A 12,861-nucleotide genomic window follows, 5' to 3' on the forward strand; every position below is an offset into this window, starting at 1 on the left:
GGGTGACGCATACCTCACCGCCGAACCACGGCGGGCAGTGTCCCCCGAGCCGCAATTACGGTAGAAGCGAAGGCAATTCAACGTAGATCTGCCGGCGAAGCGAGGAACCACATGACGGAAGTCAAGCTCGACCACCCCGGCGGGCAGCTGTCGATGCCGGTGCATTCCGCGGTCGAGGGCCCCGCTGGCATCGGGGTGAGCAAGCTGTTGAAGGAAACCGGGATGACGACGTACGACCCCGGTTTCGTCAACACCGCGGCTGCCTCATCCGCGATCACCTACATCGACGGCGACGCGGGGATCCTGCGTTACCGGGGGTACCCGATCGAGCAGCTGGCCGAGAAGTCCTCCTTCCTGGAGGTCTCGTACCTGCTCATCTACGGTGAGCTGCCCACCGAGCAGCAGCTGACCGAGTTCACCGAGTGGATCCGGCGGCACTCGCTGCTGCACGAGGAGATGCGTCGGTTCTTCGACGGCTTCCCCCGGGACGCCCACCCGATGGCGGTGCTGTCGTCCGCCGTGAGCGCGCTGTCGACCTTCTACCAGGACAGCCTGGACCCGTTCGACTCCGAGCACGTGGAGATCTCCACGGTCCGGCTCATGGCGAAGGTCCCCACCATCGCCTCGTACGCGTACAAGAAGTCCATCGGGCAGCCGCTGCTGTACCCGGACAACTCCCTCGGGTACGTGGACAACCTGCTGCGCATGACGTTCGGCGTGCCGGCGGAGCCGTACGAGGTCGACCCGGTCATGTCGAAGGTGCTGGACATGCTCTTCGTCCTGCACGCCGACCACGAGCAGAACTGCTCCACGTCGACCGTCCGGCTGGTCGGCTCCAGCAACGCCAACCTGTTCGCCTCGGTGTCGGCGGGCGTGAACGCGTTGTTCGGCCCGCTGCACGGCGGCGCGAACCAGGCGGTGCTGGAGATGCTCCAGCAGATCCACGCCGGTGACGGCGACGTCCGGTCCTTCGTCCGCAAGGTCAAGGACAAGCAGGACGGCGTCAAGCTGATGGGCTTCGGCCACCGGGTCTACAAGAACTACGACCCGCGGGCGGCGATCGTCAAGAAGGCCGCGCAGGACGTGCTGGGCCGGATGGCCAAGCCGGACCCGCTGCTGGACATCGCCATGGAGCTGGAGGAGATCGCCCTCGCCGACGACTTCTTCGTCTCCCGGCGGCTCTACCCGAACGTGGACTTCTACACCGGCCTGATCTACAAGGCCATGGGCTTCCCCACCAAGATGTTCACGGTGCTCTTCGCGCTCGGCCGGCTCCCCGGCTGGATCGCCCAGTGGCGCGAGATGATCAGCGACCCGGAGACCAAGATCGGCCGTCCGCGGCAGGTCTACGTCGGCGCCGCCGAGCGGGACTACGTCCCGTTCAACGAGCGCTGACCTCCGCTCCTGGCACGACCGCAGGCCGTCGACCCGATTAGGGGTCGGCGGCCTGCGTCGTTCCCAGGGTCCTGCCATGCGGTGGTCCGTGACGCTTCTGCGCGGTTGCCCGCGGTCGTCCCGGCGGTACCCCGGGTCTGTTGTTCGCCTCCTGTCGAGCTGCCCCGGATATGGGGCGCGGAGTGGTGGGTTCACCCCCCCCCGATCCCGGTCGTGCCGGCGGGCCGGTTCGCGGGCGTCGGCCCGGCGGACGGCGCACCGCTGCCCGGACCCGGCCGCACCGCCCCTTGTTGAGCGACCTCGACGGTCGGTCGCGCCACGTGTCGATCAAGGCGGCGTCCAGGTCCGTGGACCTGCCGGTCACAGTCACCCGGGGCTTCGGGCTCGCGGCAGGCAGCCGCCCGCAGCGGGGCAGGCAGCCGCCCGCAGCGGGGCAGGGCAGCCGCCCGCAGCGGGGCAGGGCAGCCGCCCCATTTCTGGGGCAGCTCGACAGGGGACGCACCAGAGACCTGGGGTCGAGACCCGAGGTGCACGGCCGGGCTCAGAAGGCGGCGATGTCGCGGGCTCGTTCGCTGCGGCTGAGCGCGCCGATCAGCGCGGACTGACCGTGCCGGCGGACGGCCAGCCGGACCAGCAGGTCGCGTACGGGGTCGAAGACCTCCGGCGGGAAGACCGGCGTGGGCACGCCGACGCTGACCGCCAGGTCGTCCGAGTGCACGACGATCTCCAACTGGCGGGTGAGCAGGAAGTCGGCGCGGCGCAGCGACCAGCCCTGCCACGGGATAGGCACCACGTCGACGGCGGCTCCCCGGGTCAGCAGGTCACCGACCTGCGCGAGGGCCTCGCCGGAGCGGGCGTGCAGGTCGTCCGGTCCACGGACCGCGTCAGCCTCGTCCGGGCCCTCGGCGACCGCGTCCTGGTCCGGCGTGCCCTCAGTGACCCAGGAGGCCCGTTCGTAGTGGTCGTCGGCCGAGTCGAGCGTGGGCAGCTCGGCGGGTGTCGGCAGCAATTCCGCCGCACGGATCGCCTGCCGTCCGAGGTGGCACGCCAGACCACCCACGGACAGGTGCGGCAGGGCGCTCGGGCGCGACCACCGCGCGGCCACCTCGGGGTGCCGGATCAGGTCCAGCGCGATCGAAACGGCGACCGGGAAGGCCGAATCCAGGGAGTCGACAGGATGAGACATCCGCACAGTCTGGCAGCCCCGCCCGACCACCGCCGGGCGGCGACGCCCGACCGCCGCCCGGCGATCGACTCGCCTTGCCGGAAGTCGGGGTGTCCCAGGACGTCGGACACCCCGACTTCACGAAACCCGGGTCGATCACCCGAGCGGGGTCTCAGCGGAGGCCGGCGGCGGCCAGCAGGTTGCCGTCGGGCAGCGCCGGAAGCGCCCGGCCCTGCGACATGCGCTGTTCGGCGCGCTCGGTCGTGAACGCGGCGTCGTTGGCGATGGCGGCGCCGTAGCTGGCGGCGGTGCGCTGGGCGATGGCGGTCCAGCCGTACTGCTCGGTGACCATCCGACGGGCTCGGCGGGCCATGGCGCGGGCGAGCTCGCGGTCGGACAGCAGCGCGTCGACGGCGTCGGCGAGGCTGTCCGGGTCGTGCGGGCGGAACGTCATGCCGGTCGCTCCCGACTCGACGATCTCGGCGAGGCCACCGGTGGCGGCGACGGCCAGGGGCGCACCGGCGGCGGCCCCTTCGAGGGCGACCATGCCGAACGGCTCGTAGATGCTCGGCACGGCGAAGCAGTCGGACGCGGCCATCAGCGCCGGCAGGTCGGTGCCGCCGAGGAAGCCGGGCATGCTGACCATGCCGCCGAGGCCACGGCGGTGCACCTCGGCCTCCAGCTCGGCGCGGTACGGGCCGTCGCCGGCGATCACGGCGCGCAGCCCGGGGTGCCGCTCGCGCAGCCGGGGGAGGGCGGCGACCAGGTGCTGGACGCCCTTCTCGTACACCAGGCGGCCGGCGAAGGTGACCAGCGGGCCGTCGCCGGCGAACCGGGCGCGCGCCGCCGCCACGTCGCGTGCCGGCACCTTCCAGCGGTACGACTCGACGCCGTTGGCGACCACGTCGACCCGGCTGGCCGGTACGCCGAACAGGGCGTTGACCTCGTCGCGCATGTAGCCGGAGCAGACGATGACCCGGTTGGACTCGCCGCTGAGCCACTGCTCGACGCCGTGGATGGTGCGGTTCATCTCCTCGGGCAGCCAGCCCTGGTGCCGGCCCGCCTCGGTGGCGTGGATGGTGCTGACCAGCGGGATGTCCAGGTGGTCGCGCAACGTCATCGCGGTGTGCGCGACGAGCCAGTCGTGGGCGTGGATGACGTCGTACGCGCCGGCCTGGGTGGCGCGCAGGGCCGTGCGGGTGAGGGTGTGGTTGAACGCCATGGTCCAGGCGAGCAAGGAGCCGGTGGCCAGGGGGAACGTCACCGGGTCTTCGGGGGCGCGCAGGATGCGCACGCCGTCGGCGTACTCCTCCAGGGGTGCGCCCTCGGTGTGGCGGGTGACGACGGTGACCTCGTGCCCGGCGGCGGCCAGGGCCACGGACAGGGCGTGGACGTGGCGGCCGAGGCCGCCGACGAGCACCGGCGGGTACTCCCACGACAGCATGAGGATGCGACGGGTCTGCGGCGGTACACCGGGCCCGCGCTGCGCCGGCACGGCGGAGCCGGACTGCGCGGACGGACCGGGCGAGGTCGAAGGCTGGGGCCGGGAGGTCACGGTGGGTCGGTGGGTCCGGTCCTTGGTGGCAGCGAGCTGCTCATCGACCCGCAGGGTCGTCACATCTGTCTCCGTCCAGGCATGGAGGGGCGCGCCGGCGTCAGTGGCGGCGGAGAGGGTGGAAAAAGGGTGGCCGAGGGCCGACGGGCGCACGCGGGTGCGTGTCCCCCGACAAGCAAAGGCCATCGGACGCCGGTTCGCACCTCGAAATCGGCCATGGTGACGGAAGACACCTGAGGGTGTAGCGCGCATCAGACAGGTGGATTCCGGTCACCGCCTGAAAGGATGGATTGGCGCGCCCGGGGCGGGGGCACTACCCGCTTGCGCGCGGGCCGCTGAGCCGGCGCGCACATCACCATGGCTTGAGGGAGCGACATGCAGGTCTGGCCGGGCGAGCGGTATCCCCTGGGCGCCACCTACGACGGGATGGGCACCAACTTCGCCATCTTCTCCGAGGTGGCCGAGCGGATCGAGCTGTGCCTGTTCGACGAGTGGGACACCGGCGCGGAGCGCCGCGTGGAGTTGCGGGAGGTCGACGCGTACGTCTGGCACGCGTACCTGCCGGGCATCGAGCCGGGGCAGCGCTACGGCTACCGGGTGTACGGGCCGTACGAGCCGGCGAACGGGCTGCGCTGCAACCCGCACAAGCTGCTGCTCGACCCGTACGCCAAGGCCATCGACGGTGACGTCACGTGGGACCCGGCGGTGTACGACTACGAGCTGGGCGACCCGGAGACGATGAACGAGACCGACTCGGCGCCGTTCATGCCGAAGTCGGTGGTGGTGAACCCGTACTTCGACTGGGGCAACGACAAGCCCCCGCGCACGCCGTACCACCACTCGGTGATCTACGAGGCGCACGTGCGCGGGCTGACCATGCGGCACCCGGACATCCCCGAGGAGCTGCGCGGCACGTACGCGGGGATCGCCTCCCCGCCGATGATCGAGTATCTGACCCGGCTCGGGGTGACGGCGATCGAGCTGATGCCGGTGCACCAGTTCGTGCACGACCACCGGCTGCACGACCTGGGTCTGCGCAACTACTGGGGTTACAACACGATCGGTTTCTTCGCCCCGCACCACGGCTACTCGGCGCTGGGCCGCCTGGGGCAGCAGGTGCAGGAGTTCCGGGGCATGGTCAAGGCGCTGCACGCGGCGGGCATCGAGGTCATCCTCGACGTGGTCTACAACCACACCGCCGAGGGCAACCACCTCGGGCCGACGTTGAGCTTCAAGGGCGTGGACGCGCCGAGCTACTACCGGCTCAGCGAGGAGGACCGCCGGTACTTCGTCGACTACACGGGCACCGGTAACAGCCTGAACGTGCGCAGCCCGCACTCGCTGCAACTGATCATGGATTCGTTGCGGTACTGGGTGACCGAGATGCACGTCGACGGGTTCCGCTTCGACCTGGCGGCCACCCTGGCGCGCGAGTTCTACGAGGTGGACCGCCTGTCGACGTTCTTCGAGGTGGTGCAGCAGGACCCGGTGGTCAGCCAGGTGAAGTTGATCGCCGAGCCGTGGGACGTCGGCCCCGGCGGCTACCAGGTGGGCAACTTCCCGCCGCTGTGGACGGAGTGGAACGGCAAGTACCGCGACACCGTGCGGGACTTCTGGCGCGGCGAGCCGGCGACCCTGGCCGAGTTCGCGTCCCGGATCTCCGGCTCGGCCGACCTCTACCAGGACGACGGGCGGCGGCCCTTCCACAGCATCAACTTCGTGACCGTGCACGACGGGTTCACCCTCACCGACCTGGTGTCGTACAACGACAAGCACAACGAGGCCAACGGCGAGGAGAACCGGGACGGCGAGAGCCACAACCGGTCGTGGAACTGCGGCGTGGAGGGCGACACCGACGACGGGGCGGTGCTCGCGCTGCGGGCCAAGCAGCGGCGCAACTTCCTGGCCACGATCCTGCTGTCGCAGGGTGTGCCGATGATCGGCCACGGCGACGAGTTGGGCCGCACCCAGCACGGCAACAACAACGTGTACTGCCAGGACAGCGAGCTGGCCTGGGTCGACTGGGACAACGCCGACGAGCAGTTGCTGGACTTCGTCCGCACGCTCACCGACTTCCGCAAGCGCCACCAGGTGTTCCGCCGCCGCCGGTTCTTCACCGGCCTGCCGGTGGGCGGGCGTGGCACCGACGAGCCGCTGCCCGACCTGGCGTGGCACACCCCGGACGGGCGGGAGATGACCGGCGACGACTGGGGCAACGACTTCGGCCGCTCGGTGGCGCTGTTCGTCAACGGCGAGGGCATCCGCGAGCGCGGCCAGTACGGCCAGAAGCACCACGACGCCTCGTTCCTGCTGTGCTTCAACGCCCACGACGCGCCGCTGGACTTCACCATGCCCGGCAGCGAGTACGGGCAGAAGTGGGAACGGGTCATCAGCACGGCCGAACCGGAGCCGGGCGACGCCACGGTGATCAGCGCGGGCGGCACCATCCGGGTGCCGGACCGGTCCCTCGTCGTGTTGGAGAGGATGATCTGACATGCCGGCCACCCCTCCCAAGGCCACCTACCGCGTCCAGGTCCGCCCCGGGTTCGACCTGGACGCCACCGCCGCGATCGTCGACTACCTGGACGACCTCGGCGTCAGCCACCTCTACACCGCCCCGCTGCTGGCCGCCACGCCCGGCTCGCAGCACGGCTACGACGTCGTCGACCACCGGAGCGTCAACCCGGAGCTGGGCGGGGAGGCCGCCCGGCAGCGGCTGGTGCGCGCCCTGCGCGACAAGCGGCTCGGCCTGGTCGTCGACATCGTGCCGAATCACGCCGGGGTCGCCGTACCGCCGGCCAACCCGGCCTGGTGGGGCGTGCTGCGCCGGGGGCGCGACTCGTCGTACGCCGACTGGTTCGACATCGACTGGGACCGGGGCCGGCTGCTGCTGCCGGTCCTGGCCGACGACCCGGCCGCCCTGGACGACCTCAAGGTCGTCGACGGGGAGCTGCGCTACCACGAGCACCGCTTCCCGATCGCCGACGGCACGGGCGACGGCAGCGCCCGGGAGGTGCACGACCGGCAGCGCTACGAGTTGGTCTCCTGGCGGCGCGGGGACGCCGAGCTGACGTACCGCCGGTTCTTCGCCATCGCGGGCCTCGCGGGCCTGCGGGTGGAGGACCCGGCGGTGTTCGCGGCCGTGCATGAGCTGATCCTGCGCTGGGCGGCCGACGGCGAGGTCGACGGCATCCGCGTCGACCACCCGGACGGCCTGCGCGACCCCGCCGGCTACCTCGCGCGGCTGCGCGAGGCCGCGCCGGACGCCTGGCTGGTGGTGGAGAAGATCCTGGAGTACGGCGAGGAGCTGCCGGACTGGCCGGTGGACGGCACCACCGGGTACGACGCGCTCGCCGCCGTGAACGGCCTCTTCGTCGACACCGACGCCGAGGGCGACTTCACCGTGCTGGACACCCGGCTGACCGGGCAGCGCACCTCGTGGGAGGACCTGACCCACTCGACGAAGCTGGCTGCCGCCACCAACCTGCTCGCCGCCGAGCTGACCCGGCTCGCCGCGCTCGCGCCCGAGGTGCCGACCGAGCAGGCCCGCGCGGCGCTCGCCGAGCTGGCCGCGGTGTTCCCGGTCTACCGGGGCTATCCGCCGCAGGGCGCCCGGCACCTCGCCGCCGCCCGCTCCGAAGCCGGCCGCCGCCGACCCGACCTGACCGGCGCCCTGGACGCGATCACCCGCCGGCTGCGCGACCCCGACGACGAGCTGGCGAAGCGCTTCCCGCAGCTCACCGGCGCGGTGATGGCCAAGGGCGTGGAGGACACCGCCTTCTACCGGTGGACCCGCTTCGTGGCGCTCAACGAGGTCGGCGGCAGCCCCGCCCACTTCGGGGTGCCGCCGGCCGAGTTCCACCGCTACGCCGCCGCGCAGCAGGTCCGCTGGCCCGCCAGCATGACCACCCTCTCCACCCACGACACGAAGCGCGGCGAGGACGTGCGCGCCCGCCTCGCCGTGCTCAGCGAGCTTCCGGGTCGCTGGGCGGAGCAGGTCAAGACCTGGATGGAGTACGCGCCGCTGCCCGACCCGGCGTTCGCCCACCTGCTCTGGCAGACGGCCGTCGGCGCGTGGCCGATCGAGCGGGAGCGGCTGCACGCGTACGCCGAGAAGGCCGCCCGGGAGGCCGCGGCCTCGACCAGTTGGGCGGACCCCGACGCGGGCTTCGAGCAGGCCATGCACGCGGTCATCGACCGCATGTACGACGACCCGGCGCTGCACGACGAGCTGACCGAACTCGCCGCCGCGATCGCCCCGGCCGGCTGGTGCAACTCCCTCGGGCAGAAGCTGATCCAACTCACCATGCCCGGCGTCCCGGACACCTACCAGGGCACCGAGCTGTGGGACAACTCCCTGGTCGACCCGGACAATCGGCGGCCGGTCGACTTCGACGTACGCCGGGAGATGCTGGCACGGCTCGACGGCGGCTGGCGTCCCCCGGTCGACACCGACGGAGCGGCGAAGCTGCTCGTCGTGTCGCGGACGCTGCGCCTGCGGCGGGCGCACCCGGAGCTGTTCACCACCTACCGGCCGGTGCCGGCGCACGGCCCGGTCGGCCGGCACGTGGTGGCGTTCGACCGGGGTGGCGTGATCGCCGTCGCGACCCGGCTGCCGCTCGGCCTGGCACGGGCCGGTGGCTGGTGTGACACAGCCCTGTCGCTCGGCGTTAACGAAGTGAAGGACCTGTTCACCGGCCGGGTCTACAGTGGCGGGGAGGTCCCGTTGGACAATCTCCTCGCGGACTATCCCGTTGCTCTGCTGGCTCCTCCCACCGCTGCCGAGGAGGCCTCGTCATGACCACATTCTCCGTCTGGGCACCGGACGCCAGCCGGGTACGCCTACGCCTGGCCGGCGACACCGACCACGACATGCGCGCCGCCGCCGACGGCTGGTGGACCGTCGAGGTGCCCGGGGCCGGCCCCGACTACTCCTTTCTGCTGAACGACGACGAAACCGCGCTGCCCGACCCCCGCTCGCCGTGGCAGCCTGCGGGTGTGCACGGGCCGAGCCGCCGCTACGACCATCTCGCGTTCCAGTGGAGTGATTCCTCCTGGACGGGTCGCCAGCTCCCCGGCAGCGTCCTCTACGAGCTGCACATCGGCACCTTCACCCCCGAGGGCACCTTCGACGCGGCCATCGACCGCCTCGACCACCTCGTCGACCTCGGCGTCGACATGATCGAACTGCTCCCGGTCAACGCCTTCAACGGCGAACACAACTGGGGGTACGACGGTGTCTGCTGGTACGCCCCGCACGAGCCCTACGGCGGCCCCGACGGCCTGAAACGGTTCGTCGACGCCGCCCACTCTCGCGGGCTGGGGGTGATCCTCGACGTCGTCTACAACCATTTCGGGCCCTCCGGGGCCTACGCGCCGCGGTTCGGCCCCTACCTGGCCGAGCAGAGCAACAGTTGGGGCCGCTCGATCAACCTCGACGGCCCGCACTCGGACGAGGTACGCCGCTACATCACCGACAGCGTGCTCATGTGGCTGCGCGACTACCACGTCGACGGGCTGCGGCTCGACGCGGTGCACGCGCTGCCGGACACCCGGGCTGTCCCTCTGCTTGAGGAGTTGGCCGTCGAGGTCGAGTCGCTGTCGACGCACCTGGGCCGGCCGCTGTCGCTGATCGCGGAGTCCGACCTGAATGACCCCCGGCTCATCACGCCCCGGGAGGCGGGCGGGTTCGGCCTGCACGCCCAGTGGAACGACGACGCCCACCACGCGCTGCACACGCTGCTGACGGGGGAGCGGCAGGGCTACTACGGGGACTTCGGCTCCCTGGAGACCCTGTCCGACGTCCTCACCGGCGGGTTCTTCCACGCGGGCACCTGGTCCAGCTTCCGCAACCGCCATCACGGGCGGCCCCTCGACTCGCGGGTGCCGGGACACCGGCTGGTCGCCTATTTGCAGAACCACGACCAGATCGGCAACCGGGCCACCGGGGACCGGATCTCCGCGTCGTTGTCGTCCGCGCTCGTGCGGGTCGGGGCGATGCTGCTGTTGACGGCACCGTTCACTCCGATGCTGTTCATGGGGGAGGAGTGGGCCGCGTCCACGCCGTGGCAGTTCTTCACGTCGCATCCTGAGCCGGAGTTGGCTTCGGCAGTGCGGACCGGGCGGCGGCGGGAGTTCGCGTCGCACGGGTGGCCGGAGGGGGACGTGCCCGACCCGCAGGACCCGGAGACGTTTACTCGGTCGCGGTTGGACTGGGCCGAGCTGGACAAGCCCGAGCACGCGTCGATGCTGGCGTTCTACCAGCGGTTGATCGCGTTGCGGCGGTCGGTGGCTGACCTGTCGGATCCTCGGATGCACGCGGTGTCGGTGCAGCACGGGGACCAGTTCCTGCTGATGCGGCGGGGGGACACGTTGGTTGTCGCCAACTTCGCTGGGCGGGGGCAGGGAGTGTCGCTGCCTGGGGTGGCTCGGCGGGTGCTGCTGGCTACGGGCGAGGGCGTCACGGTGATGCGGGACCGGATCGAGTTGCCAGCGGAGACTGCGGCGATTGTGGCGTTGTGAGCACAGTTTATTGACCTTTCGGACGCGTGCGTCAGCGGTACGGGTATCGGTCGAGTCCATGTGGATTGCGTCTATGCGTGCGTCGTTCGATGGCCTTCTAGCGTAGGAACACGCTTCTTCGATTGTGATACGAATTAACGCGTGGTTAATATGAGTGGCAGCAGGCGCGATACCCGCTGCCACTCTGATTGACGGCGCGCGTGAGCCGGTCCTGAGATGGGGGAGTTCCGGCAACTGCCAACAACTAGGCGACCAGTCGCCGCAGTAACTGCGTGAGTTCGACTGGCACTTCTGTGGCATGCATAAGACCCGCGATCCTTACCCCATCGTGGCGCTTCTTGAACCTGACGCCGAATTCGCGACACACGGAGTCAAGGAGCTCATCACCTGGAACCAGGTCTAGTCTTCTTCCCTCCCACTGCCTACTGATCATTTTCTCTTCCTCTTTCAGCAAACTTTCCGTTTCTGCTGCTCGTGCACCCAACGTTTCTGCCTGGCGGCGAAGTTCCTCAGCCACTCGATCGGAAAAACTCTCGCCGGTGCTGTCGTCGAGGATGACTTCACGGTCAAAGAATACCGGCTGGCATGCTGCTCGAATGACCCTCTTTTCGATCGCAAGCTGTCGAAGCTTGTCGGCGCACTCTGTCAGCCTCTGGGTAACCAATTCTTCAGTCACATCGCTGAAATCTCTGCCCAGGAGCCGTCGCTTCTCTCGTATAAATTCGGTCAGTGGCCTGGGGATGGCTAGGTAGTTCTCCATCTCACGCCGCTGAAGAACGTGAACGTGGGCGGCGCCATCTAAGCGGGCGCGGAGTGCGGCAACATCGGTATCGCTCGATTCATCTCGATCCAGGATGAAAGACATACTCACTCGCCGTTTGGTAAGAAGGCCGATCGTCGAACGGCTAGCATAATGAGTAAAGTTTCGAGAACTTCCCATCACTACGAATCCTACGTTCGCTTGCCCAAGATTCACACCTACTCGGGGTGCCAACTCTCGAATCACTGCTTCATCCGAGGCGCCCTCTACGAATACCAATCGGTCGTACATGAAAAGCGAACTCAATCTAATGCCGAGTTCTTCCGGGACGGCAATTTCGGCTTGCTCATAATCGAGCAAGCTGACGGTCACCCACGGATCCCGCCTAGTAAGATACACATTACGCATATCGGAGGTGTCTAGAAAGTTTGTCGAGTGTGTTGTAACAAAGATCTGCGTGCGAGCGCTGGCCGCCTTCAAGTAGCGAAGCATGCTCACCTCTAAGGCGGGATGCAGGTGAACCTCAGGCTCCTCTACTAGCAGCAGGTCTGGAGAGCCGAGTTCGTTGTCTAGCACAAGGCGCAGGGCCTCTCGAATACCCGCCCCATTCATCTCAACTAAGATCTCATCTACATCCATTTCGGCTCGACTTTCTCCGTGCTCGCTCTCGAACGCGTCGATGCTAACTCCGAGCAAAGATTGGACCGTCTCCTGGATGTTGCGTAATACCTCAGGACCCTTGCGCCGTGTTTTCAGCGCAAGTAAGCGGTGCGCCTCTTCTCGACCAACCGGGTCGCGACGGTCACGAAGATGTAGAACCCTTAGTTTTGCTACGCGTTCCAAGATGGACAGTGCGTACTTTGGAATAACGGCAGCCTCGCCAGAGAATGTGCCAACCAAGTTTTGGAGTGGTTCGACCTCCGCTTGACGAGCGGCTTCTTCGGCAGATGCGGCTAGTGCCTCCAGGTTCCGACGAAACTCGACATATGAGTTTGATCGCCGTATGGCATCCTCCACCTCGAATCCCGATTGCGAGCCGCTAGTGAAGGAGTGCCTGAGATAGCGTCCACGACTAGTTCGGCCTCGTTCGTCCATCTCCCGCTTCATTAGTTGATATTCTTCCGAATCGAGCCGGGCGCCGATTGCCAGCAGTTCAGAAGCTTGGGAATTTGCACGCTCCCCGGTAAGTCGTCGTGATAGCAGTTCGAGCGCTGATTCGGAACTAACCGTAAACAGGGTCCGCGTCTGATCGCCGTCCGCGTTTATTGCTCCCACTAACGCAATTTCGGAAACGAATGCGAAGGGAATTTTATTCGGTATCGATGTTGCTTCGATCTTCAGCCGATCAGCTATGCCGACACCGCCTAGTTGTGCTGTCCAGGGAGGTTGGTCAACCTGGTGATGGGTGGTAGGCCGCCGGTGGCGGTGTGGGGTCGGTGGTGATTGTAGTGATGCAGGAAGGCC

At 68.4% G+C, this 12,861-nt stretch carries 7 protein-coding genes; 4 read left to right on the top strand and 3 right to left on the bottom strand.

Annotated elements, in window-relative coordinates:
- Positions 1 to 111 precede the first annotated feature (111 nt).
- Positions 112 to 1,395 (top strand): citrate synthase, encoded by a 1,284-nt coding sequence (locus AB0B55_RS17860; RefSeq protein WP_357121840.1) that lies wholly within the window; start codon positions 112 to 114, stop codon positions 1,393 to 1,395.
- 541 nt (positions 1,396 to 1,936) lie between these two features.
- On the opposite strand, the gene AB0B55_RS17865 is transcribed toward AB0B55_RS17860, so the two are convergent.
- Both AB0B55_RS17865 and AB0B55_RS17870 read right to left on the bottom strand, forming a co-directional pair.
- Positions 1,937 to 2,581, bottom strand: coding sequence for a maleylpyruvate isomerase N-terminal domain-containing protein (locus tag AB0B55_RS17865; RefSeq protein ID WP_357172247.1), 645 nt, complete (start codon positions 2,579 to 2,581; stop codon positions 1,937 to 1,939).
- Positions 2,582 to 2,732: 151 nt separating this feature from the next.
- A complete protein-coding gene (locus AB0B55_RS17870; RefSeq protein WP_357172249.1) occupies positions 2,733 to 4,178 on the bottom strand; it encodes a glycosyltransferase family 4 protein in 1,446 nt (481 codons plus the stop codon).
- A gap of 312 nt (positions 4,179 to 4,490) precedes the next feature.
- Here AB0B55_RS17870 and glgX point away from each other — a divergent pair, with 312 nt between their 5' ends.
- From glgX to treZ, 3 genes are read left to right on the top strand one after another with little or no spacing between them, the layout of a single operon-like run.
- Entirely contained in the window at positions 4,491 to 6,608 is a 2,118-nt protein-coding gene (gene glgX / locus AB0B55_RS17875; protein ID WP_357121850.1) for a glycogen debranching protein GlgX, read from the top strand.
- A 1-nt stretch (position 6,609) separates the two neighbouring features.
- Positions 6,610 to 8,916 (top strand): malto-oligosyltrehalose synthase, encoded by a 2,307-nt coding sequence (treY, locus tag AB0B55_RS17880; protein WP_357172251.1) that lies wholly within the window; start codon positions 6,610 to 6,612, stop codon positions 8,914 to 8,916.
- Positions 8,913 to 10,637, top strand: coding sequence for a malto-oligosyltrehalose trehalohydrolase (gene treZ, locus AB0B55_RS17885; protein WP_357172252.1), 1,725 nt, complete (start codon positions 8,913 to 8,915; stop codon positions 10,635 to 10,637). The genes treY and treZ overlap by 4 nt, the downstream gene beginning before the upstream one ends.
- A gap of 244 nt (positions 10,638 to 10,881) precedes the next feature.
- Here treZ and AB0B55_RS17890 read toward each other — a convergent pair whose 3' ends face one another.
- A complete protein-coding gene (locus AB0B55_RS17890) occupies positions 10,882 to 12,504 on the bottom strand; it encodes an AAA family ATPase (protein WP_357172272.1) in 1,623 nt (540 codons plus the stop codon).
- Positions 12,505 to 12,861: the final 357 nt, after the last annotated feature.

Origin of the sequence: Micromonospora sp. NPDC049107 (genome assembly GCF_040648595.1) — a bacterium.
Classification (GTDB): Bacteria; Actinomycetota; Actinomycetes; order Mycobacteriales; family Micromonosporaceae; genus Micromonospora.

Coding starts and splice junctions, on each gene's coding strand:
- AB0B55_RS17860 (WP_357121840.1), top strand. CDS start 112: ATGACGGAAGTCAAGCTCGACCACCCCGGCGGGCAGCTGTCGATGCCG.
- AB0B55_RS17865 (WP_357172247.1), bottom strand. CDS start 2,581: ATGTCTCATCCTGTCGACTCCCTGGATTCGGCCTTCCCGGTCGCCGTT.
- glgX (WP_357121850.1), top strand. CDS start 4,491: ATGCAGGTCTGGCCGGGCGAGCGGTATCCCCTGGGCGCCACCTACGAC.
- treY (WP_357172251.1), top strand. CDS start 6,610: ATGCCGGCCACCCCTCCCAAGGCCACCTACCGCGTCCAGGTCCGCCCC.
- treZ (WP_357172252.1), top strand. CDS start 8,913: ATGACCACATTCTCCGTCTGGGCACCGGACGCCAGCCGGGTACGCCTA.
- AB0B55_RS17890 (WP_357172272.1), bottom strand. CDS start 12,504: ATGAAGCGGGAGATGGACGAACGAGGCCGAACTAGTCGTGGACGCTAT.